Consider the following 25,086-nt stretch of genomic DNA (forward strand, 5'->3'; position numbering starts at 1 on the left):
ACCGCTTCCCACCTCCCAGGCGGTTGGTGATGATGGCGTTGAGCGCCGCGACGAGCAGGATGACCAGGAAGAGGGCCCAGGACATGGCGGCGGCGTAGCCGAGGTTGAGGTCCCGCCAGCCGACCTTGTAGATGAGCTGGGCGACGGTCTGCCACTGCCCGTCGTCGCCGCCGAGGCCCAGCGCCGGGTTGGCGTCGAAGAGCATCGGCTCGGTGAAGAGTTGCAGGCCGCCGATGGTGGAGAGCACGACGGTGAAGATGACCACGGGCCGGATCATCGGCACGGTGATCCGCCACAGCTGGCGCCACGGCCCGGCCCCGTCGACGGCGGCGGCCTCGTAGACGTCGCGCGGGATGGACTGCATGGCGGCCAGGTAGAGCAGCGCGTTGTAGCCGATCCACTTCCAGTTGACCATCGTGGCGATGGCGATCCAGGAGGACCACTTGGCCGACCGCCAGTCGATCGGCGCGGTCTCCCCGATGCCGAGCAGCGACAGCGCCCAGTTGGCGATGCCCGTGTCGCGGGCGAAGACCACGGAGAAGATCAGCGTGGACGCGGTCACCGGGGTGATGTACGGCAGCAGCACCCCGACCCGGAACCAGGTCTGGGCCCGCAGCTTGCGGTTCAGCAGCGACGCGACGATCAGCGCCAGCAGCAGTTGCGGCACGGTGGAGAGCAGGAAGATGCCGAAGGTGTTGGCGAGCGCGTTGAAGAAGTCGTCGTCGGTGAAGAGCCGGCTGAAGTTCTCCCACCCGGCCCAGCCGGTGCGCGTCGGGTCGTCGAGCCGCCAGTGGCGCAGGGCCACGACGCCGTTGAAGACGATCGGGAAGAGCCCGAAGACCGCGAAGAGCAGGAAGAACGGGGCGATCAGCAGGTACGGCACGTAGCGCACGTCGAAGCGGTACAGCCGGGTGCGCCAGGGGCCGGCGTCGGGGGGACTGCTCGCCCGCCGGTCCGCCGCGCCGGCGTCGGGACGGGGTGCCGTGGGGGCGGCTCGGGTGGTGGACATCGGGCACCTCCAGGGACCGAAGGGGAGGACCGGCCGGGGCGCGGCGGCCTCGCCCCGGCCGGCGCGCGGTCAGGCCTTGGCGGCCTTCTCGGCCTCCTTGACCGCCTCGGTCCACGCCTGGTCGGGCTTGCCCTTCAGGTTCCCGGTGGCCAGCCGGTTGAGGACGTTCTCCACCGCCACCCGGGTCGGGCCGTTGCGCCGGCCGAGGTACTGCGGCGTCAGGCTCTCCGCCGTCTTCGAGAAGATCTGGCCGACCGGGGCGTCGCTGAAGAACGGGTTGGTGAAGTCCCGGATCGCCGGGTCCTGGTACAGCGCCGGCTGCGAGGGCAGGTTGCCGACCTTCTTGAAGATCTCGATCTGCTGCTCGGGCTGGATCAGCCACTCCACGAACCTGTACGCCTCGTCGACGTTCCTGCCCTGCTTGGGGATGGTCAGGAACGAGCCGCCCCAGTTGCCGCCCCCGCCGGGGATCGCGGCCACGTCCCACTTCCCGCTGGTGCCGGGGGCCGTGTTCTTGATGTGCCCCTGCATCCAGGCCGGGCAGGCGAGCACGGCGAAGTCGCCCTTGACGAAGCCGCTGTTCCACTCGGGGGAGAACGCGGTGAGGTTGGCCGAGAGGTCCGCGGCGATCGTCCGGGCCGCCACGTCGAAGGCGACCTTCGGGCCGCCGTCCATCTTCAGCGTCTCGCTCTCGTCGTAGAAGCCGACCGGCTGCTGCCCGAGGACGGGATTGAAGACGTTGGTGCCGGCGTCGATGAACTTCTTGCCGCTCTTGGCCGTGTACTGCCGGCCGACCTCGATGAACTCGTCCCAGGTGGGCCAGAGCGCGGAGACCTGGTCGCGCCCGGCGGGCAGGCCGGCGGCGGCGAACAGGTCGGTGCGGTAGCACATGGCCAGGCCGCCCACGTCGGTGCCGAGCCCGATCTGGGTCTTGCCGTCGGGCGTCAGGGTCTGCTTCCACTTCCACGGCAGGTACTTCTGCTCGTACGTGCCGGCGCCCTTGTCGAGCAGGTTGACGAACTTGTCGGCCTGGCCGCGGAACTGGACGACGAAGCCCTCGTCGACGGCGGCGATGTCGGGCGCGCCGGAGCCGGCGACGAGCTTCTTCTGCAGGTCCTCGTGCTGGGCGTTGTACTCGCCGGTGTTCAGGCTGATCTTGACGTTCGGGTTGGCGTCCTCGTACTTCGCCTTGAGCTCGTCGAGCCCGAAGTCGCCCCAGAAGTTGATTTTGAGGGTGACCGTGCCGCCGGCCCGCGAGTCGCCGCCACCGCCGCCGTTGCCGCTGCACGCCGCCACCATGACCAGGCTGACCGCGCCGACGGCGGCCACCCTGGCCCAGTGCGTCAGGGACCGTCTCATGTCATCCTCCGCGCCCGATGGGAACGCTCCCGATATCGAGGAACGTTGACTGAACCGGATAAGTGACCGCCACCGTACGGGCCTGTTCCGGCGGTGTCAACGGACAGCCGGAATCGACGCTTCGCGATAATCCCCAGGAACCGTGGGAGCGCGATCATGGGAGGTGGGAATATTCTGCGCAGGGGCACCGGAGTGCGACTGCGGGCGGCCGGAGACAGGTGCCCCGCCAGGGCTTAACCGAGAAAGCCGATGACCGGGCGGTGCCCGCGCGGCGGTCGCGCCGGCTCCCCCGCGGCCGGTGCAGTAGCGTGGATCGCCGCCGGCCGCCCCCGGCCTCGTGGTGCCACCCGCCCCGGCGGGAGAGTGGAGGAGTACGCCGGTGAAGCGACCCACGATCGCCGACGTCGCCCGACGCGCCGGGGTGTCCAAGGGAGCGGTGTCCTACGCGCTCAACGGCCAGCCCGGGGTCTCCGAGGCCACCCGGCAGCGGATCCTCGCCATCGCGGCCGAGATCGGCTTCAACCCGAGCCGCGCCGCCCGCTCCCTCTCCGGCGCCACCGCCGACGCGGTCGGCCTCACCCTCTGCCGGCCCGCCCGCACGCTCGGCATCGAGCCGTTCTTCATGGAGCTGATCAGCGGCGTCGAGGCCGAACTCTCCGCCCGGTCGTACGCGCTCACGCTCCAGGTGGTGGCCGACCAGGAGGCGGAGGTCGCGGTCTACCGGCGGTGGTGGGGCGAGCGCCGGGTCGACGGCGTCCTCGTCTGCGACCTGCGCGTCGACGACCGGCGGGTGCCGGTGCTGGAGGAGCTGGGCCTGCCCGCCGTGGTGATCGGCGGCCCGGGCGGCACCGGCGGGCTGGCCAGCGTCTGGTCCGACGACGCCGCGGCGCTGGTCGAGACCGTGGAGTACCTGTTCGCCCTCGGCCACCGCCGGATCGCCCGCGTCGGCGGGCTGCCGGCCCTGCTGCACACCGAGATCCGCACCGAGGCGTTCGCCCAGGTGTGCCGGCGGCTCGGCCTGGCCGACGCGGTGACCGTGCCGTCCGACTACACCGGCGAGGAGGGGGCGCGCGCGACCCGCCGGTTGCTCAGCTCGGCCGGCCGGCCCACCGCCGTGATCTACGACAACGACGTGATGGCGATAGCGGGGCTCTCGGTGGCCCAGGAGATGGGCCTCGCCGTACCGGGCGAGGTGTCCATCGTGGCCTGGGACGACTCCCCGCTCTGCCAGCTGGTGCACCCGCCGCTGACCGCGCTCGGCCGGGACATCCCGGCGTACGGCGCGCACGCCGCCCGGGAACTGCTCGCGGTGATCGGCGGCTCGCCGGCCCGCCGCGTGCAGGACGGGACGGCCCACCTCACGCCCCGGGGCAGCACGGCGCCCCCGCGCGCCAGCTGAACCGGTTCAGCCTCTCCCCTACGCGACCACCGCACGTCGACTCCGGTCAGCGGCCCACCCCGAGCCGAGCCCCAGGTTCCGGCGCGCGACGCCGCGCGCCCGCCAGCCGTCCGGCTGCCCCGCCTCCCGGCGACCCGCCCGAGGTCGCACCCCGCGCCCGCAGGCGGCGCCCGATCCGTGTGAACGCCTGGTGCCGGGACGTCGATGGTGGTAACTTTCTCGCCACTTGCAAGACCTTGCAGAAACATTCGTCAACCCGTGACGTTAAACGTCACGCCACTGTCCGATCCGGACAGCTCCTCCCCCCGGCGACGGCTGTTCCCGCAGGGCATCCCCCGTCCCGTCGGCCCCCGCCGACAACCACCCCCTAGGAGCTCCGATGCATTCCCGCACCGGGCGACGACGGATGATCGCGGTGGCGCTGGCCGCCGGGCTCACCGTCGGGCTGGCCCCGCTCAGCACGGCCGCCGCCGCGAACTCCGTGACCGTCTACTACCGACCCGCCGCCACCTGGACCGGCCAGGTCAACATCCACTACGCGCCGGACGGCGGCGCGTGGACGGCCGTACCCGGGCTGGCGATGGAGGCGGCGTGCGCCGGCTGGCGCAAGCGCACCGTCGACGCCGGCACCGCCACCGGTCTCCAGGTGACGTTCAACCACAACGGCACGACCTGGGACAACAACCGGGGCGCGAACTACCGCACCGGCACCGGGACGGTGACCGTCGCCGACGGCGTGGTCGGCACCGGCGACCCGTGTGCCGGCACCCCCACGCCCACCCCGTCGAACCCGTCGACCGGCCGGACGGCCGACGTCTGGTACCACGTCGGGACCAGGGGCTGGGCCACCGCGAACATCCACTACCAGCCCGCCGGCGGGGCCTGGACCACCGTCCCCGGCGTACCGATGGCGGCCGGCTGCACCGGATGGGCCCGCCGGGTGGTCGAGCTCGGCACCGCCACCACGCTGCGGGCGGCGTTCAACAACGGCGCCGGCGCCTGGGACAACAACAACGGCGCGGACTACACCCTGGGCACCGGCGTGAGCACCGTCAAGGCGGGGGTGGTGACCGCCGGCGCGGCCTCACCGTGCCCACCCGACACACCGGACACGACCGCCCCGTCCACCCCCACGGGGCTGGGCGCGACCGCCAACGGGCTGCGCGTCGCCGTGTCCTGGGCCGCGTCCACCGACGACCGGGGCGTGACCGGCTACCGGCTCACCCGCACCGGCGGGCCGGAGGGCACCGTCACGGCCACCACCACCGGCACCGGCCACGTCGACGGCGCGCTGAGCCCGCAGACCCGCTACGAGTACACCGTCCGGGCGTACGACGCGGCCGGCAACACCTCCCCGGCCAGCGCCCCCGTGGCCGTCACCACCGGCACCACCCCGCCGGCGCCGGCGCCCGGCACCCCGCTCGGCGGCGACCCCCGCGAGGACAGCATCTACTTCGTGATGACCGCCCGCTTCGCCGACGGCGACAGCACGAACAACCGGGGCGGCAGTCAGCACGTGAAGTCGGGCAACGCGGCCAACGACGACCCGATGTTCCGCGGCGACTTCAAGGGCCTGATCGACAAGCTGGACTACGTCAAGGGGCTCGGCTTCTCCGCCCTCTGGATCACCCCGGTCGTGCTGAACCGCTCCGACTACGACTTCCACGGCTACCACGGCTGGGACTTCCAGCGCGTCGACCCGCGGCTGGAGAGCCCCGGCGCGAGCTACCAGGACCTCATCAACGCCGCGCACGCCAAGGGCATCAAGATCTTCCAGGACGTGGTCTACAACCACAGCTCCCGCTGGGGCGCCAAGGGCCTGTTCACCCCCACCGTGTACGGCACCCGCGACGAGCAGTGGAAGTGGATGTACAGCCGGCAGGAGCCGGGCCGCGAGTACGACCCGATGGTCGAGCACCCCGGCACCGACCCGGAGCTGACCCCGGCGCAGAACGCCCTCGCCAAGGGCCGGCCCTACAACGGGGACGTCTGGTCGGGTACCGCCCCGGCCGGCAACCAGTGCCCCCGCTGGGGCGCCCCGGCCGGCACCAGCCCCGAGGGCTTCCGCCTCTACGAGTGCCAGTGGCCCACCCCGACCAGCAAGCTGTTCCCCGCCGACCTCTACCACCAGTGCTGGATCGGCAACTGGGAGGGCGAGGACTCGCGCAGCTGCTGGCTGCACGAGGACCTGGCCGACTTCAACACCGAGAACGCCACCGTGCAGAAGTACCTGATCGACTCGTACAACAAGTTCATCGACATGGGCGTGGACGGCTTCCGCATCGACACCGCCGTGCACATCCCCCGCGTCACCTGGAACCGGCGGTTCCTGCCGGCCATCCAGCAGCACGCGCTCGCCACGCACGGCGAGAAGGGCCGCGACTTCTACGTCTTCGGCGAGGTCGCCGCGTTCGTCAACGACAAGTGGAACCGGGGCTCGGTGAACCACTCGGCGCAGTTCTTCACCTGGAAGGAGCGCAAGGAGTACAGCGCCGACGACGTGCGCGCCGCCATCGAGCAGTACGACCACGAGCAGCTGCTCGGCCCGAACGGCCAGCCCACCAGCGACAACGCGTTCCTGCGCGGGAACACCTACCACGCGCCGGACCACTCGAAGTTCTCCGGCATGAACGTCATCGACATGCGGATGCACATGAACTTCGGCGACGCGAACAACGCCTTCGGCAACGGCAGGGACTCCGACGACAGCTACAACGACGCGACCTACAACGTCGTGTACGTCGACAGCCACGACTACGGCCCGAACAAGTCGAACACCCGCTACACCGGCGGCACCGACGCCTGGGCGGAGAACATGAGCCTCATGTGGACGTTCCGGGGTATCCCGACGCTCTACTACGGCTCGGAGATCGAGTTCCAGAAGGGCGCGAAGATCGACTGCGGGCCGACCTGCCCGCTGGCCACCACCGGCCGCGCCTACTACGGCGGCCACCTGGCGGGCACGGTCACCGCGACGGACTTCGGCCGGGTCGGCTCCGCCACCGGGCCCGTGGCCAGCACCCTGGACAAGCCGCTCGTCAAGCACGTGCAGCGGCTCAACCAGATCCGCCGGGCGGTGCCGGCCCTCCAGAAGGGGCAGTACTCGACCGAGGGGATCAGCGGCAACTCCATGGCGTACAAGCGGCGCTTCACGGCCGGCGGCGTGGACAGCTTCGTGCTGGTGACGGTCTCCGGGAGCGCGACGTTCACCGGCGTGCCCAACGGCCGGTACACCGACGCGGTGACCGGCGACGTCCGGACGGTCACCGACGGGACGCTCACGGCGACCGTCAGCGGGCAGGGCAACCTGCGGGCGTACGTGCTGGACCTGCCGGGCAACCCGGCGCCGGGCAAGGTCGGCGAGACCGGCCCCTACCTGCGGTGACGCCGGTGTCGGAGGCGACCGGTCCGGCCGCCTCCGACACCACCGGCGGCCCGGTCGCCGCAAGGGTCAGCGCTGGACGGGTCAGCGCGAGGCCGAGGGGAACTCCTCGAAGTACGCCTCGACCCGCTCGGCGGTGGCCGGGCGGGCCAGCGCGAAACCCTGCCCGTAGCGGCAGCCCGCCCGCCGCGCGCCGTCGACCAGGCTCGCCGACTCCAGCTCCTCCGCCACGATGTCCAGCCCCAGCCGGTCCCCCACGTTGACCACCACGTCGATCAGCGGGCGTTGCGGGTCCGCCGGGTCCACCAGCTGCGGACCGACCTTGAGCAGGTCGATCGGCAGCCGGCGGAGCTGGGCCAGCGAGGCGTGCTCGGCCCGGAAGTCGTCGAGCGCGGTGCGCACGCCCAGCGAGCGCAGCCCGGCCAGCCGGGCCACCACCGTCGGCAGCTCGGCGCCCACCCGGGGCTCCGCCACCTCGACCACCAGCCGGTCCGGCGACAACCCGTACGCGTCCAGCACGGCCGCCGTCCGCGGCACGAAGTCGGGCGCGGCCAGCTCCCGTACGGTCACGTTCACCGCCATCCAGAGCTGCCGGCTGCCCCCGGACCAGGCGGCCAGCTGCCGGCAGGCCCGGTCCAGCACCCAGCAGCCCAGCTCGCCCACGATGCCGAGGTCCTCGGCCACCGGCAGGAACTCGGCGGGCAGCACCGTGCCGAGCACCGGGCTGCGCCAGCGCAGCAACGCCTCCGTGCCGACCGGCTGCCGGTCGGCGAGGTCGAGCACGGGCTGGTAGACGAGGTCCAGCTCGCCGCGCGCGACCGCCCCGGGCAGCTCCCGTTCCAGGTCGAGCCGGCGCACGAGCTGCTCCTCCAGGTAGGCGTCGTACCACTCGACCCGGTCGCGGCCGAGCTGCACGGCCCGACGCCGGGCCAGGTCCGCCTGGCGCAGCACCTCCTCCGGGCCGCCGTCGCCGATCTCGGCCAGCCCGACGCCGGCCCGGAGCCACAGCGCCCCGCCCGCCACCTCGTACGTGCCGTTGAGCGCGGCGAGCAGGCGGATGCCCAGCGCGTACGCCAGCACCGGGCCGACCTCGGTGACCACGGCGAAGCCGGTGGCGGTGACGTCCGCGACCAGGTCGCGGGGGCCGACGACGGCACGGGCGCGGCGGACCGCCTCGGCGAGCACGTCCTCGCGGGCCCGGTGGCCGTCGGCGACGGGTCCGGCGCCGTGCAGGTCGACGACGAGCAGCGCCCCGGCGGGGGCCGGCGCGTCCCGGCGGGCGGCGAGGGCCCGCAGCAGCGCCGGCCGGTCGGCGGGCTCGCCCGACCGCTCCGGGTCGGTCGACCGGTGCCGCGCGGGCGGGTCCTCGGCGCGGAGCGACCCGAAGCCGTCGTCCGCGCGGAGCAGCTCGCGGAGCACCAACGGCGGGGCCAGCGCGAGCCCGAGCAGGACCGCGGTGAGATCCGGCGGCCCGCCGTGGCGGAGCTGCCAGCCGGTGCCCGCCACCGCCGCGACCGCCGGGATCACGATCCGGGGGCACACCCTGGTCGGCGGGTCGGGCGGGGCGGGCTCCGCGCGGGTCGCCCGCCGCGCCCCCGCCGCCGTCAGCAGCACCCCACCCACCAGCGGGGGTACGGCGAGCAGGGCGGCCCGGTCCGGTGTCCCGCCCGCCGGAAACGCGGCCAGCACCACCAACCCGGACAGGGTGAGCGCCGCCCCGGTCCGGCAGTGGGCCGCGCCGGTACGCCGCAGCGGCCCGGTCGACACGACGAGTACGGCGAGCGCGAGCCCGCCCAGGGCCACCGCCACGGCGAGCCGGAGCGGCGGGTCGAGGCCTTCGCGGGGCAGCAGCAGCCAGCCGGCGAGAACCAGCCCCAGCCCCGCGACGGTCGCGTCGACCGCCGCGCGCAGCCGGGCCCGGGCGGCCGGGCGGGGCCGGAGCGTCGTCGGCGGCAGGCCCGCGACGAACAGCGCGGCGGCGACAGCCAGCCCCGACACGACGACGGCGCGCCGGTGACCGGCGGCGGCGAGTGGGAGTACGGCGGCGGTGAGCCCCGCCGTCACCACCGCCGCGTCGAGCAGCACGGCCACCCGGCGGTGCGGCGCCGCGCGCCGGCGGGCGGCGCGGGACCGGGCCGGGACCTGCGCGGGAGCCGGTGGCGCGGCGATGAGCCGGGACAGCCGCGTGCCGGCCAGGGCGCAGCTGGCGGCGCCGGCCAGCGCCACCACGGCCAGCACGGGCAGCCGACCGGCCGCGCCGGCGAGCAGGAGCAGCGCGACGGCGGCGAGGACGAGGGTGTCGGGTCTGGCGGGACGGGGAATCGACGCGCGTTGCGGATACGCGAGGGGCACGGCGGTCGCCTTCGTGAGGGGGCACGGGCGGTGCGACGGTGCGGGCACCGGACCCCGGGGTGAGTCCGCTGCCCATCAGTCGCCAACGACCGGACACGACGGCGGTAACGCCGACGCCACAGTGATCCCCGTCACCGACGGCACGACGTCGTCCGGCGCGGCCCGCCGCGTACGGGGGACGGCGGGAGTGGGATCATCAGGGGGTGAGCAGCCCCGACACCGTCCGCTTCCGGCACCACCAGGCCTACCTGGCCGCCGCGATCGTCGCCTTCTTCGGCGCCCTGCCGGTGGCCGGCGCCCGGTGGTACCTGCTGCCGGTGCTGCTCGTCCCGCTCGCCGTCGGGGTCTGGGCATGGCGGGCGGGCACCGACGCGGACGCCCGCGAGCTGCGGCTGCGGGCCCTGCTCGGGCAGCGCCGCATCGGTTGGGACCGGGTCGTCGAACTGGCCGCCGACCGGCGCGGTCGGGCGGTCGCCCTGCTCGACGACGGCCAGCAGGTCACGCTCCCGGCCGTACGCGGCACCGACCTGCCCCGGCTGGTCTCCGCCACCGGCCAGACCCTGCCGGGTGCCGCCGCCTGAGCGTCGCCCGGCCGGCCCCGCTCAGTAGCCGTCGACCACCGTGTTGATCAGCGGCTCGCCGGCCGCGAACCGGCGGATCTGCCCGGCGACCAGCCGGTAGGCGCGCGGCAGCAGGCCGCGTACCGAACCGGCGACGTGCGGGGTGAGCAGCACGTTCGGCATCGTCCACAGCTCGTGGTCGGCGGGCAACGGCTCCGGGTCGGTGACGTCCAGCGCGGCCGAGATCCGGCCGGTACGCAGCTCTGCGACCAGCGCCCCGGTCCGGGCCACCGGCCCGCGCGCCGCGTTGACCAGCAGCGCACCGTCGCGCATGGCGGCGAGGAAGCGCTCGTCGACCAGCCCCCGGGTCTGCTCGGTCAGCGGCACCAGCAGCACCACCACGTCGGCCTCGGGAAGCAGCCCCGGCAGCTCCTCGACACCGTGCACGCCCTGCTCGGGGCGGGCGGTGCGGGCCACCAGCGTGAAGCTCACCTCGAAGGGCGCGAGCCGGTCGCGTACCGCCGTGCCGATGGAGCCCGCCCCGACGATCAGCACCCGCTTGCCGGTCAACTCGTCGGTGGGGGCCACCTCGCCGTACGCCCACTCGCGCCTCGCCTGGGCGCGGGCGAAGGCGGGGAAGGCCCGCAGCTGGGACAGGATCGCCGTGACCACCCACTCGGCGGTGGACGGGTCGTGCACCCCCCTGGCGTCGCAGAGCGCCACCCCGGGCAGGACCCGGCCGGCCCACGCGTCCGCGCCGGCGGAGAGGAGCTGCACCACCGCCAGGTCGGGCAGCTCGCGCAGCAGCGCGGTGGCGGCCCGGCCGGCCAGGAAGGGAGGCACCCAGAACCGGACGCCGGCGCCCTCCGAGGGGAGCCGGGCGATGTCCTCGGCCACCTCGACCGTGACCTCCGGCGGCAGCTCCCCGAGAAGTTCCAGACCGTCCTGGTGCGGGATCCATACCTTCACGCCCGCCGACGATAGGCCCCCGGCGGGGCGGCGCGCGGGGCGGGGCGGCTCCGGCACCCGGACGGGCGGAGTTGGTCCGATCCGTCGACACCGGTCGAGCGCCCCGGCGGGCTACCCTGGGGCGGGTGAGCGCCCGTGCCCCGTACCCTCGCATCCACCGTCTCCGGACGGCCCTGGCGGCCGCGTGCGCGGCGCTGCTGCTGACGACCGCCGGTTGCAGCTTCGGCGAGCCCGAGCCCGACCCGGCCGGCGAACCGCCCACCTTCCCGACGCCGTCGGCGACGGCGAGCCCCGGCGGCGCCGGCCAGGAGGTCGTGACCACCGTGCTGGCCAAGGGCCTGCGGGTGCCGTGGGCGATCGCCTTCCTGCCCGACGGCGCCGCGCTGGTCACCGAACGGGACAGCGGCCGGATCCTGCGGGTCGGCCCGGAGTCGGGGCCCGACGGGCTCAAGGTCGTCCCGGTGCAGACCATCGCCGACGTGGCGGCCTCCGGCGAGGGCGGGCTGATGGGCATCGCCGTCTCGCCCGACTACCAGCGCGACAAGTCGATCTTCGTCTACTACACCACCGAGCGCGACAACCGGATCGCCCGGCTGGAGCTGGGCGGCACGCCCACCCCGATCCTCACCGGCATCCCCAAGGCCGGCATCCACAACGGCGGCGGCCTCGCCTTCGGCCCGGACGGCCTGCTCTACGCGAGCACGGGTGACGCCGGGGACCGGCCGCAGGCGCAGGACGTCAAGCGCCTCGGCGGCAAGATCCTGCGGATCACCAGGGACGGCAAGCCCGCGCCCGGTAACCCGTTCCCGAACTCCCCGGTGTGGTCCCTGGGCCACCGCAACGTGCAGGGCATCGCCTGGGACGCCGGCAAGCGGATGTACGCCGTGGAGTTCGGCCAGAACACCTGGGACGAGATCAACCAGATCACCAAAGGCCGCAACTACGGGTGGCCGACGGTCGAGGGGCGCGACGACGACAAGCGCTTCGTCAACCCGATCGCGCAGTGGCCGACGTCGGACGCCTCCTGTTCCGGGCTGACCGCCGCGGACCGGCTGCTCGTCACCGCGTGCCTGCGCGGCAAGCGGCTCTGGCTGGTCGAGCTGACCGACACCGGCACCGTGCTCGGCCAGCCGCGCGAGCTGCTCACCGACCGGTTCGGGCGGCTGCGGGCCGTGGCCGCCGCGCCCGACGGCTCGATCTGGGTGAGCACCTCCAACCACGACGGGCGGGGCCAGCCGGTACCCGAGGACGACCGGCTGCTGCGGCTGGTCTTCGCGGGCGGCGGGGCCGGCCGGAGCTGACGCACGGGCGCTTCCCGGGTTTCCCAAGATCCTTCAATGGGCAGGTCAGAATCTCATCATGGACGGCCAGGAGAACGAACAGCACGCGAACCGGGACGACGAGCGCCCGGTGACCGGCCGTGCCCCGCGCCGGGGGACCCGTCCCGTGGACGCCACCCGGGCCGGCCGGCGCGCCCTCCGCGCCACGGGGGTGACCATGGCGGTCCTCGTCATCGCCCTGGTCGGCGTGGTGATCGGCGTACTCGCCGGCGGACGGGTGAGCACCGACATCGGCCCGTTCCAGGCTGACCTCTCGGTCGCGCCGGCGGTCGGCGGCGGCACCACCGTCGACATCCCGCCGCTGGGTGCGTTGCTGCTCGACAGCCACGACGGGCCCACCCACCTGACCGTGGAGCTGGGCGCGCTGGACCAGAGCCGCACCGAGGCGCTGCTCGACGACCCGGCGAGCATCAACCGGGCCAGCCAGTCGGCCGTGGACGACGTCCGCGAGGGCGTGCTGCGGCTCGGCCTGCGGACGCTCGCCTCGGCGGTGCTGGTCACCCTGCTGCTGGCCCTGCTGGTCTTCCGCGACACCCGCCGGGCGGCCTGGGCGGGCGGGCTGGCGCTGCTGGTCACCGCCGGCAGCCTCGGCACCGCCGCGGCCACCATCCGACCGGAGTCGATCGAGGAGCCACGCTACGAGGGGCTGCTGGTCAACGCCCCCGCGATCGTCGGTGACGCCCGGCGGATCGCCAACGACTACACCCGGTACGCGGAGCAGCTCCAGCGCATCGTCGGCAACGTCAGCCAGCTCTACACCACCGTGTCGTCGCTGCCCGTCTACGAACCCGCCCCGGGCACCACCCGCGTACTGCACGTCTCCGACATGCACCTCAACCCGACCGGCTGGCAGCTCATCCGCACCGTCGTCGAGCAGTTCAACATCGACGTGGTGATCGACACCGGGGACATCACCGACTGGGGCTCCGAGCCGGAGGCCTCCTACGTCGCCTCGATCGGCCTGCTGAAGAAGCCGTACGTCTACATCCGGGGCAACCACGACTCGGGGCGGACCGCGGCGGCCGTGGCCCGTCAGCCGAACGCGATCGTGCTCAGCAACACGACCACGACGGTCGCGGGGCTGACCATCGCCGGTATCGGCGACCCGCGCTTCACCCCCGACAAGAACACCTCGCCGGCGGGCAGCGGCCTCACCCAGCAGACCGCCGACCAGCTCATCGGCGCCGGTGACCAGCTCGCGGCCACGATCCGCAGCTCACCGCGCCCGGTGGACATCGCGCTGGTGCACGACCCGGCCTCCGCAGGCCCGCTGTCGGGCACCTGCCCGCTGGTGCTCGCCGGACACACCCACTCCCGGCAGGTCTCGAAGCTGCCGGAGGTGCCCGGAAAGGGCCCCACCCAACTGATGGTGCAGGGCTCCACGGGCGGCGCCGGCCTGCGCGGCCTGGAGGGCGAGCAGCCCACCCCGCTGTCGATGTCCGTGCTCTACTTCGACCAGGACAAGCTGCTCCAGGCGTACGACGACATCACCGTCGGCGGCACCGGGCAGGCCCAGGTGAACCTGGAGCGGCACGTCGTGGAGGACCCGAAGGCCGGCGCGCCCGTCCCGGTCACCCCCACCCCGACCCGCTGACGCTGCCCCTGACCCCAGCCGAACGGGCCGCATTGGCTTCCGGCATCGCCGCGTCCTAGCCAGCCGCAGCCATGCCAGGCCAGCACCGCCGCCAGGTCGGGCCGTCCTCGTGTTCATGCCAGCGGCCCGCATCGCCGCCGCAGCCGCCAGGTCAGGCCGTCGCCGCGTCCATGCCAGCCTGTCGCTGCCCGGGCAGCTGACCGTCCGCTCCCCGTTGCCTGACCGAACGCCCGGCACACCTTGTCGCGGCTGTGACGGTGCGTAGCCATCCGCGTCCACGGCCACCCATGCCTTCGGACGCTTTGCTCTGCAGCCACGGACGCACCAGTAACTCCAGGTAGCGATTTGCAGCTGGCCGCAAATCGCAGGGGTTTACATTTATGCTGCTCATCGAGCTGGTGCGTCGGTGGCTGCAGAGCAAAGGGCGTGAGGGGGTACCGTCGCACCCCGCACCGTCCGCCACACTACGGAACATCGCGCAGCAATCACTTTCCGTGACAAGCGCGTTGGTCGCCGGTCAACTCCGCGCCGCATCCCCCGCAGGGCCTCGACGCCCGGTCCCGCAGGGCCTCGACGCGCCGTCCCCAAGGCCTCGACACGCGGTCCCGCAGGGCCTCGACACGCGGTCCCGCAGGGCCTCGACACGCCTGCCGAAGTGCCTCGACGCCGCGTTCCGCCTTGCCTCGGCGCGCCTACCCGGTGGCCGGGTGCGTGGCCGCGGCACACGGGCCGCCTGGTGCGGATTCAGCGCAGGGACAGGGCCGCCAGGGCGGCGTTGACGATGCTGCCCGGCAGCAGGTCGTGCAGCTCGTACAGCTCGTGGACGCTGCCGGACTGGCCGAACTCGTCCACGCCCAGCGGCACCGCCGGCGCGGCGAGCGCGGAGCCGAGCCAGGCCATGGCGTGCGAGGCGGCGTCCTGCACCGTGACGACCGGCACCCGGTCGGCGAACACCGAGCGCAGGGCGCCCGGCACGCTCGGCACGGTGGCGGTGCGTACGCCCTGGCGCAGGGTGCGCTGCCAGGCCCGGTAGAGCCGGTCCAGCGAGGTGACGTCGACGACGTGTGCGGCGATGCCCTCCTCGGCCAGCTCGGCCGCCGCCGCGAGCACCTCGGGCAGTACCGCGCCGGAGGCGGCGAGCTGCACCACCGGGGCGTCGGCCAGGTGCGGGTACGACTCGTGGGCGTCGACCAGCCGGTACGCCCCGGCGACCACCTGCCGGCGCAGCACCGCGTCGCCGAGCCGGGCCCGCGCCGCCTCGAAGGGCGCCTGGTCGATCGGGCGGGTGCTGAGCCGGAAGTAGTACGCGCCGTCCTCGGCGGGAGCGGCCGTCGTCGACGGGGCCGCGCCGCCGGCGATCTGACCCAGCGCGTCGCAGAGCAGCCAGTCCAGGGTGGCCGCGTACGCGGGCTCGATGAACGTGACCCCGGGCAGCTCCAGGCCCACCGAGGCGGTGATGGTCGACTGGTGGGCGCCGCCCTCCGGGGCGAGCGTGATGCCCGACGGGGTGCCGGCGACCACGAACCGGGAGCCCGAGTAGGTGCCGTAGAGGAACGCGTCCAGGCCACGCAGCACGAACGGGTCGTAGACCGTGCCGACCGGCAGCAGTGGCTGCGCCGACAGGTCCCAGGCGAGGCCGAGCTGCCCCAGCAGCAGGAACAGGTTCATCTCCGAGATGCCCAGCTCGATGTGCTGGCCGGCGGGGCTCTCCGTCCAGCGCAACATCCGGTCCTCGGTCCAGGAGCGCTGCCGGGTGGGGGCGAAGACGCCGGTCTTGTTGATGAACCCGGCCAGGTTGGTGGAGGTCGCCACGTCCGGCGCGGTGGTCACCAGGTAGCGGCCCACCTCGGGGTTGCGGGCCAGTTCCACCAGCACCCGCCCGAAGACCTCCTGCGTCGAGATCGGCTTGTTCGCGCGTACCCGCGTCGTCTCCGGGACCGCGACGCCCAGCGCCCGCTCGCGCGGCGTGCGAGACAGCGCCTCCCGGCGCTCGCCGACCCGGATGCCGGCCTCCGACGCCGGGTCCAGGCGGTCCCACTCGGTTTCGCGCGTCAGCCCGTGGGCGGCGCGCAGCGCGTCGACCTGCTCCGTGCTGAGCAGCGCCGAGTGGTTGCGCGGATTACCGGCGATCGGCAACCCCCAACCCTTCACGGTGTACGCGAAGACCACGCTGGGCCGGTCGGTGACGGCGTCGCACTGGGCGTACGCGTCGAGCATCGCCGCCATGTCGTGGCCGCCCAGGTCGGTGACGAGCGGCCCCAGCTCGTCGTCGCCGATGCCGGCGATGAACGCCTCGATCCCGTCGGGCGCGCCGTCGAGGAACTGCGTACGCAGCGCCGGGCCGCTGAGCCCGAACAGCGACTGGTACTGCTCGTTGGGCATCGCGTCGATCCAGTCGCGCAGCGCCTCGCCGCCGGGACGGGCGTACGCCTCGGCGAGCTTGCGGCCGTACTTGACCTCGACGACGTGCCAGCCGGCGGCCTCGAACTGGCCCCGCCACTGGTTGATCCGCACCCCGGGCACCACCCGGTCCAGCGACTGCCGGTTGAAGTCGACCAGCCACATGACGTTGCCCAGGCCGGTGGTGGCCGGATCGGCGACCGCCTCCCAGATGTTTCCCTCGTCCAGCTCGGCGTCACCGATCAGCGCGACGAACCGGGAATGCGGACGGGCCCCGAAGTGCGCGTCGACGTAACGCCGGGTCGCGGCGGCGAAGAGCGGCGCCGCCGCCCCCAGCCCGACCGAGCCGGTGGAGAAGTCGACCTCGTCCGGGTCCTTGGTGCGCGAGGGGTACGACTGGAGCCCGCCCCGGGCGCGCAGCCTCGTCAGGTAGGAGCGGTCGAGATTGCCCAGCAGGTACTGGATGGCGTGGAAGACCGGCGAGGCGTGCGGCTTGACCGCCACCCGGTCCTCGGCGTCGAGATGCGCGAACCACAGCGCCGTCATGGCGGTGACCAGCGAGGCGCTGGACGCCTGGTGCCCGCCCACCTTCACCCCGTCGCCGGTGTCCCGGTCGTGGTTGGCCGCGTCCACGATGCGGGTCGCGAGCCACAGGACCCGCTGCTGGATCTCGTCGAGGACGCCGAGGTCGGTACGGTTCACGGTCGGCTCCAGGGGTCTGGCACGTCACCGTTGACGGCCGTCGGGGGCGGGCGGGCGCGGGGTGCGGCGGGCGGGCGCGGGGTGCACAGCCGCCGCGCACGACGGGCGCACGCGGCGGCTCAGGTGTGCGGAAGGGCCTTTCCTAGCCGGGAAAGGTCAGGACCCGGGCCCTTCCACACCGGTCAGGCGCCGAGGCGCTCCAGGATCAGCTCGCGGACGGTCTTGGCGTCGGCCTGGCCGCGGGTGGTCTTCATGACCGCGCCGACCAGGGCACCGGCCGCCGCGACCTTGCCGCTGCGGATCTTCTCGGCGATGTCCGGGTTGGCGGCGATCGCCTCGTCGACGGCGGCGGTGAGCGCGCCCGTGTCGGAGACGACCTCCAGACCCCGGTTGGTCATGATCTCGGTCGGCGAGCCCTCGCCCGCCACGACGCCCTCCAGGACGGTACGGGCCAGCTTGTCGTTGAGCTTGCCGGCGTCCACCAGGCCCTGGAGCTCCGCGACCTGCGACGGGGTGGCCCCGACGTCGGCCAGCTCCACGCCGGTCTCGTTGGCCCGCCGGGACAGCTCGCCCAGCCACCACTTGCGGGCGGCGGCCGGGGTGGCGCCGGCGGCGACCGTGGCCTCGATCAGCTCGACCGCGCCGGCGTTGAGCACCGACTGCATGTCCGCGTCGGAGAGACCCCACTGCTCCTGGAGCCGGCGCCGGTGCAGCCGGGGCAGCTCCGGCAGCGCGGCCTTCAGCTCGGCGACCCAGGCGGCGTCCGGCGCCAGCGGCACCAGGTCGGGCTCCGGGAAGTACCGGTAGTCCGTCGCGGTCTCCTTGGAGCGACCCGGCGTGGTGTCGCCGGTGTCCTCGTGGAAGTGCCGGGTCTCCTGCGTGATCCGGCCGCCCGCGTCGAGCACGGACGCCTGCCGGATGATCTCCGACCGGACGGCCCGCTCGACCGACCGCAGCGAGTTGACGTTCTTGGTCTCGGTGCGGGTGCCCCACTCCTGGCCGGGCAGGTTGAGGGAGGTGTTCACGTCGCAGCGCAGCGAGCCCTCCTCCATCCGCACGTCCGAGACGCCCAGCGAGCGGATCACGTCGCGCAGCTCCGTGACGTACGCGCGGGCCACCTCGGGGGCGAGCGCGCCGGTGCCGGGGACCGGCTTGGTGACGATCTCCACCAGCGGGATGCCGGCCCGGTTGTAGTCGACCAGCGACTCCGTGGCGCCGTGGATGCGCCCGGTGGCGCCGCCGACGTGCAGCGTCTTGCCGGTGTCCTCCTCCAGGTGCACCCGCTCGATGCCGATGCGCACCAGCTCGCCGTTCACCTCGACGTCCAGGTAGCCCTCGAAGCACAGCGGCTCGTCGTACTGGCTGATCTGGAAGTCCTTCGGCATGTCCGGGTAGAAGTAGTTCTTCCGCGCGAACCGGCACCACTCGGCGATCGAGCAGTTCAGCGCCAGCCCGATCCGGATGGTCGCCTCGATGGCGGCCCGGTTGGCGACCGGCAGCGAGCCGGGCAGGCCCAGGCAGACCGGGCAGACCCGGGTGTTCGGCTCGCCACCGAAGTCGGTCGGGCAGCCGCAGAACATCTTGGTGTTCGTGCCCAGCTCGACGTGGGTCTCCAGGCCGATCACCGGTTCGTAGCGCGCGACGACCTCGTCGTACGCGGGCAGTGTCGTCGTCATCTGAGCTCCAGGCGCGATCCGGACAGAACCGTTCCAGCCTAATCGGCTGGTCCGGCCACCCCGCTGCCGGGCTTCGAGATCAACGCGCGGGCGTGGCGTGGCTGCGGTGACGCGGCCTCCGGGAGGCGTGCCACCACCTGGCGGTGCCGGTCCTACCGCTCCGTCTGCCCGGCTCGGCGGGCATCAGTCGGGTGTGGTGAAGCGCCGACGACGGTTGTAGGCCAGCACGAGCAGGATGCCACCGATGGAGAAGGCCACGACGCTCAGCAGCACCAACACGAGGGGCGAGCCCGGTCCGGTGATCGGCAGCCACGCGCCACTCGCCTTCGACGGCGTGGCCGTCGGTTGGGGGGCCGGGCTGCTGTCCGACGGTGCGGCGGTCGGATCGCTCGACGGCGGCGTGGCCGTCGGGCCGTTCGGGGTCGCCGTGGGGGTGGTCGGGGCAGGAGCGGCGACGACCAGCGGCACCTCCCTCGTGGCACTGGTGCTGCGTCCCTTCGCCTGGACCGTGAAGGTGAACGTGCCGGCGCTTCCGGGGGTGCCGCTGAGCACGCCCTCCTTGTCGAGGGTGAGACCGCCCGGCAGTGCCCCGCCGGCCAGGGCGAACGCGATGTCCGAGTCACCGTCGGCGGTGAACCGGAAGGAGTAGCGCCGGCCGACCGTGCCGGCGGGCGGGTCGCCGGAGGTGAACGCGGCTGCGGCCTGGGCGACGACGATTGTGGCGTCCTGCTCGTCGTAGCGGTCGTTCTTGTCTGTCATGCGCAGCGTGAACGTGTACGTGCCCGGCGAGTCCGGAGCGCCCCCGAGGGACGTCCCGACCACGAGCATGCCCGACGGCAGGCTGCCCGACACCACCGACAACCGGTACGGCCCGGTGCCACCGGTGGCCTCGACAGTGTGGATCGCGTACACCTGCCCGAGGTACATGACCGACCGGGGCTTGCCCGAGGTGATGACCACCTTCGGTTCGCGCACCTCGATCGTCGCCGTCTGCTCGTCGTAGCGGTCGTTCTCGTCGGTCATGCGCAGCGTGAACGTGTACGTGCCCGGCGAGTCCGGAGCGCCCCCGAGGGACGTCCCGACCACGAGCATGCCCGACGGCAGGCTGCCCGACACCACCGACAACCGGTACGGCCCGGTGCCACCGGTGGCCTCGACGGTATGGATCGCGTACACCTGCCCGAGGTACATGACCGACCGGGGCTTGTCCGAGGTGATGGTGACGGTCTCGGTGGCGGCGGTGGCCGGCTGCACGGCGCCCAGCAGCAACGCGACGACCATCGTCAGGGCCATGACCGGGCGAAGTGTCCCCATCGCACATCCAGGTCTTGATCGGAGCCGCTCGCGTCCGCCAGCGGACCGGGATCCAGTCGATCCAGCAGGCTTGGAGCCTATTCGACCAGTGCCACCGAACGCGGACAATCCCCTGATCGGAGATCGTCGTGTCGTCGCGACGACAGCCGCGCCCGGCGCGGTCGTGGTGACCGCACCGGGCGCGGGACGATCCGGGGCTCAGGCGGTGGTCCCGCCTCGCCCCGTGCGGCTCACAGTGCCGGCGGGGTGAGCGTGCCGACGACGCTCTCCAGCGCGGCGGCGACCCGGTACATCCGGTCGTCGGCCATCGTCGGGGCCATGATCTGGAAGCCGACCGGCAGCCCGTCGGAGAGCCCGCACGGCACCGAGATGCCCGGCCCGCCGTACAGGTTCGTCGGGATGGTGAACAGGTCGGCCAGGTACATCTGGTACGGATCCGAGGTGCGCGCGCCGAGCGGGAACGCCACGAACGGGGTGGTCGGCGAGATCAGCGCGTCGACCCGCTCGAACGCGGCGGTGAAGTCCTGCGTGATCAGCGTACGGACCTTCTGCGCCTGACCGTAGTAGGCGTCGTAGTAGCCCGACGAGAGCGCGTACGTGCCGATCATGATCCGGCGCTTGACCTCGGCGCCGAAGCCGGCCTCCCGGGTCAGCGACATGACCTCCTCCAGCGACCGGTTGCCGTCGTCGCCGACCCGCAGGCCGAAGCGGACGCCGTCGAACCGGGCCAGGTTGGAGGAGGCCTCGCTCGGGGCGATCAGGTAGTACGCCGGCAGCGCGTAGCGAAAGTGGGGGCAGGACACCTCCACGATCTCGGCGCCCAGCTTGGTCAGCGCGTCGACCGACTCGCGGAACGCCGCCATCACGCCCGGCTCGGCGCCCTCGCCGGTGAACTCGGTGACGATGCCGAGCTTCACGCCGGTCAGGTCGCCGGTCGCGCCGAGCCTGGCGGCGGCCACCACGTCCGGCACGGGCTGCGGGATGGAGGTGGAGTCGCGCGGGTCGTGCCCGCCGATCACCTCGTGCAGCAGCGCCGCGTCCAGCACGGTGCGGGCGCAGGGGCCGGGGGTGTCCAGCGACGACGAGAACGCCACCAGGCCGTAGCGGGAGGTGCCGCCGTAGGTGGGCTTCGCGCCGACGGTGCCGGTGACCGCGCCGGGCTGACGGATCGAGCCGCCGGTGTCGGAGCCGATCGCCAGCGGTGCCTCGTACGCGGCCAGCGCCGCGGAGCTGCCGCCGCCCGAGCCGCCCGGGATGCGGCTGAGGTCCCACGGGTTGTGCGTCGGCCCGTACGCCGAGTATTCCGTGGAGGAGCCCATCGCGAACTCGTCCATGTTCGTCTTGCCTAGCATCACCGTGCCCGCGGCCCGCAGCCGCTGCACGATCGTCGAGTCGTACGGCGGGCGCCAGCCCTCGAGGATCTTCGACCCGACGGTGGTCGGCACGCCCTTGGTGGTCAGCACGTCCTTGACGGCGACCGGCACGCCGGCCAGCGGCCCCAGTTCCTCGCCGGCGGCGCGGCGGGCGTCCACCTCGGCGGCGGCGGCGAGCGCGCCCTCGGAGTCGACGTGCAGGAACGCGCGCACCCGGTCGTCGACGGCGGCGATCCGGTCCAGGTGTGCCCGGGTGACCTCGACGGCCGAGGCCTCGCCGGTGGCGACGAGCCCCGCGATCTCCGTCGCGGTCATTCTGGTCAGGTCCGTCATGCCGTCGCCTCGCTTCGCTCACCGGCGCACTGAGCGCCGCGCACACCGCGCCTGATGATCAGCCCGCTCATGACGCCACATCCTCGTCCAGGATCCGCGGTACGCGGAACCGCTGCTCCTCGGCGTCGGGCGCACCCGACAGCGCCTCCTGCGGGGTCAGCCCGGGCACCACGACGTCGTCCCGCAGGACGTTGGTCAGCGGCACCGAGTGCGACGTCGGCGGGATGTCCGCCGCGGCGACCTCGCCGACCTGCGCGACCGCCTGGAGGATCACGTCGAGCTGGCCGGCGAAGGTGTCCAGCTCCTCCTCCGTGACGGCGAGCCGCGACAGTCGCGCCAGGTGCGCGACCTCCTCGCGGGAGATGGCGGCCATCGGTGCCCCCTTCGTGACGGTGCTGCGGGTCGGACCGGGTGTCGGCCGCGCGGCCGAACTGCGTGACGCGCGGTGACCGGAGCGAGTCTATTGTTCCGCCCTGGCGGCGCGTCCCCGACTCCCCCTCCGGCGCGGCGGAAGGGCGTCCCGCGCCGACGGGCGGGTGACTCAGCGGGCGTGCCGGCGGGGAATCTCCGCGTCGGGGCTGGGCGTCGGGCGGACCGGGCGGTAGCGGGCCAGCCAGCCGACAAGTTCCTCGGCCGGCATCGGCCGGGCGTAGAACCAGCCCTGCGCCGCGTCGCAGCCCGCCGCGTACAGCATGCGCCAGGTGCGCTCGTCCTCGACGCCCTCGGCGACCACCCGCAGCCCGAGCGCCTTCGCCAGTTCGATCGTCGACTTCACGATGGCCGCGTCGTCGGCGTCCTCGGCCATCCCCAGCACGAACGAGCGGTCCACCTTGACCTCCGACAGCGGCAGCCGCCGCAGGTGCTGGAGGGAGGAGTAGCCGGTGCCGAAGTCGTCCAGCGAGATGCCCACGCCGATCCGGTGCAGCCGGGTGATGGTGGCCAGCACCCGACGCGGGTCGGCCATCAGGGCACCCTCGGTGATCTCCAGTTGCAGCCGCTGCGGCGGCACGCCGAAGCGGGCGAGCCGGTCGGCGATCTGGTCGGCGATCTCGCCGGTGTGCAGGTCCCGCACGCTGACGTTGAGCGCCGCCGGCAGGCTCATCCCGGCAGCCGACCACTTGGCCAGCTGCTCGACCACGTCGTCCACCACCCGGCGGGTGAGCAGCCGCATCACCGCGCTCTGCTCGGCGACCCGGATCAGCTCCTCCGGGTCCACCATCCCCCGGCGGGGGTGCCGCCAGCGCAGCAGCGCCTCCACGCCGACCACCTCGCCGGTCGCGATGGCGATCTGCGGCTGGTAGTACATCGTGATCTCGCCCGCGTCGACGGCTACGGCGGGGTCCGCGTCCCGACGGCGGGTCGCGTCGTGCCGGGCGCCGCGCCGGCCCGTCGGGGTCCGGCCGTCGCCGCCGTGCCGCGCGGCGTCGTCGCCGTCCCACAGGCCGTCGCCGGCGTCCCGCGCGCCGTGGTCGCCGGGCGGGTCCTGTCGGCGTACGACCGCGCCGCCCTGCCCGCCCCGCCGCTCGGCGCCGTTGCGGCGGCCGGAGCCGTCGGCCCGGTCGGGGCCGGTCTCCGCGGCGGCCGCCGGCCGGCGGCGGATCGGGTCGGCGGCGGTGACGATCCGGTTGATCAGCTCGTCGTCGGTCGACGGCCCGGGCCGCTGCCGGCGGCGGCGCAGCCACCAGCGACCGGCCCCGGTCAGGTCAGCCCAGCGGCCGGCTCCGGCCGGGTCGGCCCAGCGGCCCGAACCGGCCAGGTCAGCGGGGAGTTCGGCCCCGTCGCCGCCCCGCGCGGCACCGGCCCGCCCGGCACCCCGCAGGCGACCGGCCGGCGCCGCTGCCGCCGGAGCGCCCACCGCCCCGTCGCCCGGGGAGCCGTCAGCGCCCACGCCCGCCACGGTCGCGTCGCCGGCCTTCGGCGGCTGCGCGCCGTCGTCCGCCGGCTCGCCGTCCTCCGTCAGCTCGGCCGCGCCCGCCGGCCCGGGCGGGACGGTCGTCCGACGGCCCGCCTCCAGCACCCGCCGCAGGTCCGCGAGCAGGGCGAGCCGCTCGGCGGAGTTGTGGTCGGACTCGGCCGTGTAGATCGCCACCGTGTCGTTGCGGTGCTTGGCGTCGTACATGGCCACGTCGGCGTGGCGCATCAGGGTCGCGAAGTCCTCGCCGTGCTCGGGGAAGAACGCGATGCCGATCGAGCCGCCCACGTCGAGCGGCAAACCGTCCAGCGACACCGGCTCGGCCAGCGCGCGGACCACCCGCCCGGCGAGCTCACGGGCCTCGTCGACGTCCTCCAGGCCGGTCATCACGATCGCGAACTCGTCCCCGCCCAGCCGGGCGACCATGCCCGCGCCGACCACGCCGGTCAGCCGGGCGCTCACCTCGACCAGCAGCCGGTCCCCCACCGCGTGCCCGAGCGCGTCGTTGACGTTCTTGAACCGGTCGAGGTCGATCAGGAGCAACGCCAGCCGGGCGCCGGGCATGCCGCGGGCCGCCCGTTCGGCGTGCAGGTGCACCTGCTCGCCGACCTCGGCCAGCAGCGCCTTGCGGTTGGGTAGGCCGGTGAGCGGATCCAGGGAGGCGAGCTGCTGCTGCTCGACGCTGAGCCGGGCCATCCGGTAGACGGCGAACAGCGGCACCAGCACCAGCGGGATCAGCGCCGCGCTGGCCCGCGCCGCCGCGACCAGCACCGGGGCGAGCAGCAGCAACGAGCCGGTGGAGAGCAGCTCGAAGCCGAGCCCCTGCCGCAGGCTGGGCCACCACCGGTCGCCGAAGCGCAACCGGACGGCCGCGCTGACCAGCGCGTAGTTCACGACGAACCAGGCCACCGTCGCGCCGCCCACCGCCAGCACGTCGGTGCCGCGCAGCCGGCCGCCGTCGAAGATGCTCCCGGGCCCCAGCCAGGTGACCGCGTACGCGGCGCCCAGGGCCGCCGCGTACTGGGCGGCATTGAAGGCCGTCCGCCACGGGGCGTGGCCCATCCGCCAGCCGGAGACGACGACGGCCACCGCCTGCACCAGGATCGCCGGCCCGAACCCCCAGCCGAGCAGGATGGCGAAGGTGAAGCAGGTGGACGGGAAGACCGCCGAGGTCTGCCGCCGCCCGGGCGGCACGAACGGGCGCGCGTCACAGCCGACCGCCAGGGCCGCCATCACCCAGAACGCCACCGGCAGTCGCGGCAGCTCGGCCGGCAGTTCGATCAGCGGGCGTACGCAGAACGCCGCGGCCAGCGCGACCACGGTCCAGACGAAGGCGAAGAACGGGCGTGCCCGGCCAGGCGGAACGGAGTTTCGCGAGTCCGCGGCCCCCATCACACCTCCCGAGCACTCGG

The 25,086-nt window shown here is 73.7% G+C and carries 15 protein-coding genes; 5 read left to right on the plus strand and 10 right to left on the minus strand.

The window, feature by feature from the left end; all coding sequences use genetic code 11:
• Window positions 1-1,009, minus strand: a 1,009-nt coding sequence (locus ACGFIG_RS19170) for a carbohydrate ABC transporter permease (protein ID WP_393004561.1), incomplete at its 3' end; no start/stop codon positions are given.
• Window positions 1,010-1,078: 69 nt separating this feature from the next.
• Entirely contained in the window at window positions 1,079-2,368 is a 1,290-nt protein-coding gene (locus tag ACGFIG_RS19175; RefSeq protein ID WP_393004563.1) for an extracellular solute-binding protein, read from the minus strand.
• A gap of 379 nt (window positions 2,369-2,747) precedes the next feature.
• On the opposite strand from ACGFIG_RS19175, the gene ACGFIG_RS19180 reads away from it, so the two are divergent.
• Window positions 2,748-3,767 carry a LacI family DNA-binding transcriptional regulator gene (locus ACGFIG_RS19180; RefSeq protein ID WP_393004565.1) on the plus strand — a complete coding sequence of 340 codons (1,020 nt, stop codon included), beginning with the start codon at window positions 2,748-2,750 and terminating at the stop codon, window positions 3,765-3,767.
• 379 nt (window positions 3,768-4,146) lie between these two features.
• The gene (locus ACGFIG_RS19185) at window positions 4,147-7,152 is read left to right on the plus strand and encodes a carbohydrate binding domain-containing protein (RefSeq protein WP_393004567.1); all 3,006 of its coding nucleotides are present in this window, start codon (window positions 4,147-4,149) and stop codon (window positions 7,150-7,152) included.
• A gap of 81 nt (window positions 7,153-7,233) precedes the next feature.
• Here the strand turns inward: ACGFIG_RS19185 and ACGFIG_RS19190 are convergent, their stop codons facing one another.
• Window positions 7,234-9,501, minus strand: a complete 2,268-nt coding sequence (locus ACGFIG_RS19190; RefSeq protein ID WP_393004568.1) for an EAL domain-containing protein — start codon at window positions 9,499-9,501, stop codon at window positions 7,234-7,236.
• Window positions 9,502-9,704: 203 nt separating this feature from the next.
• On the opposite strand from ACGFIG_RS19190, the gene ACGFIG_RS19195 reads away from it, so the two are divergent.
• Window positions 9,705-10,082 carry a PH domain-containing protein gene (locus ACGFIG_RS19195; RefSeq protein ID WP_393004570.1) on the plus strand — a complete coding sequence of 126 codons (378 nt, stop codon included), beginning with the start codon at window positions 9,705-9,707 and terminating at the stop codon, window positions 10,080-10,082.
• Between the two features lie 21 nt (window positions 10,083-10,103).
• On the opposite strand, the gene ACGFIG_RS19200 is transcribed toward ACGFIG_RS19195, so the two are convergent.
• On the minus strand, window positions 10,104-11,030 hold the full coding sequence (locus ACGFIG_RS19200) for a 2-hydroxyacid dehydrogenase (RefSeq protein WP_393004571.1): 927 nt from the start codon (window positions 11,028-11,030) through the stop codon (window positions 10,104-10,106).
• Between the two features lie 125 nt (window positions 11,031-11,155).
• Here ACGFIG_RS19200 and ACGFIG_RS19205 point away from each other — a divergent pair, with 125 nt between their 5' ends.
• Together ACGFIG_RS19205 and ACGFIG_RS19210 are read left to right on the plus strand one after the other, a co-directional pair.
• Window positions 11,156-12,331 carry a PQQ-dependent sugar dehydrogenase gene (locus ACGFIG_RS19205; RefSeq protein WP_393004572.1) on the plus strand — a complete coding sequence of 392 codons (1,176 nt, stop codon included), beginning with the start codon at window positions 11,156-11,158 and terminating at the stop codon, window positions 12,329-12,331.
• 58 nt (window positions 12,332-12,389) lie between these two features.
• Complete coding sequence (locus tag ACGFIG_RS19210; RefSeq protein WP_393004574.1) at window positions 12,390-13,964, plus strand: metallophosphoesterase; 1,575 nt, start codon at window positions 12,390-12,392, stop codon at window positions 13,962-13,964.
• A 744-nt stretch (window positions 13,965-14,708) separates the two neighbouring features.
• Here ACGFIG_RS19210 and ACGFIG_RS19215 read toward each other — a convergent pair.
• The 6 genes from ACGFIG_RS19215 to ACGFIG_RS19240 form a co-directional block, all read right to left on the minus strand.
• Window positions 14,709-17,066: a transketolase C-terminal domain-containing protein gene (locus tag ACGFIG_RS19215; protein WP_393004576.1), complete on the minus strand. Its 2,358-nt coding sequence runs from the start codon at window positions 17,064-17,066 to the stop codon at window positions 14,709-14,711.
• A 182-nt stretch (window positions 17,067-17,248) separates the two neighbouring features.
• Complete coding sequence (gene gatB, locus ACGFIG_RS19220) at window positions 17,249-18,742, minus strand: Asp-tRNA(Asn)/Glu-tRNA(Gln) amidotransferase subunit GatB (RefSeq protein ID WP_393004578.1); 1,494 nt, start codon at window positions 18,740-18,742, stop codon at window positions 17,249-17,251.
• Window positions 18,743-18,925: 183 nt separating this feature from the next.
• Window positions 18,926-20,035 (minus strand): putative Ig domain-containing protein, encoded by a 1,110-nt coding sequence (locus tag ACGFIG_RS19225; protein ID WP_393004580.1) that lies wholly within the window; start codon window positions 20,033-20,035, stop codon window positions 18,926-18,928.
• A gap of 251 nt (window positions 20,036-20,286) precedes the next feature.
• The gene (gatA, locus tag ACGFIG_RS19230) at window positions 20,287-21,762 is read right to left on the minus strand and encodes an Asp-tRNA(Asn)/Glu-tRNA(Gln) amidotransferase subunit GatA (protein ID WP_393004582.1); all 1,476 of its coding nucleotides are present in this window, start codon (window positions 21,760-21,762) and stop codon (window positions 20,287-20,289) included.
• A gap of 67 nt (window positions 21,763-21,829) precedes the next feature.
• The gene (gatC, locus tag ACGFIG_RS19235) at window positions 21,830-22,135 is read right to left on the minus strand and encodes an Asp-tRNA(Asn)/Glu-tRNA(Gln) amidotransferase subunit GatC (protein WP_350926882.1); all 306 of its coding nucleotides are present in this window, start codon (window positions 22,133-22,135) and stop codon (window positions 21,830-21,832) included.
• 168 nt (window positions 22,136-22,303) lie between these two features.
• Complete coding sequence (locus ACGFIG_RS19240) at window positions 22,304-25,066, minus strand: EAL domain-containing protein (protein WP_393004584.1); 2,763 nt, start codon at window positions 25,064-25,066, stop codon at window positions 22,304-22,306.
• Window positions 25,067-25,086: the final 20 nt, after the last annotated feature.

The sequence above is a fragment of the Micromonospora sp. NPDC049048 genome, assembly GCF_043197615.1.
GTDB lineage: Bacteria > Actinomycetota > Actinomycetes > Mycobacteriales > Micromonosporaceae > Micromonospora.

Excerpts from the sequence above, each read along its gene's own strand:
- ACGFIG_RS19175 (WP_393004563.1), bottom strand. The coding sequence starts at position 2,368 with ATGAGACGGTCCCTGACGCACTGGGCCAGGGTGGCCGCCGTCGGCGCG.
- ACGFIG_RS19185 (WP_393004567.1), top strand. The coding sequence starts at position 4,147 with ATGCATTCCCGCACCGGGCGACGACGGATGATCGCGGTGGCGCTGGCC.
- ACGFIG_RS19210 (WP_393004574.1), top strand. The coding sequence starts at position 12,390 with ATGGACGGCCAGGAGAACGAACAGCACGCGAACCGGGACGACGAGCGC.
- gatB (WP_393004578.1), bottom strand. The coding sequence starts at position 18,742 with ATGACGACGACACTGCCCGCGTACGACGAGGTCGTCGCGCGCTACGAA.
- ACGFIG_RS19225 (WP_393004580.1), bottom strand. The coding sequence starts at position 20,035 with ATGGCCCTGACGATGGTCGTCGCGTTGCTGCTGGGCGCCGTGCAGCCG.
- gatA (WP_393004582.1), bottom strand. The coding sequence starts at position 21,762 with ATGACGGACCTGACCAGAATGACCGCGACGGAGATCGCGGGGCTCGTC.
- gatC (WP_350926882.1), bottom strand. The coding sequence starts at position 22,135 with ATGGCCGCCATCTCCCGCGAGGAGGTCGCGCACCTGGCGCGACTGTCG.
- ACGFIG_RS19240 (WP_393004584.1), bottom strand. The coding sequence starts at position 25,066 with ATGGGGGCCGCGGACTCGCGAAACTCCGTTCCGCCTGGCCGGGCACGC.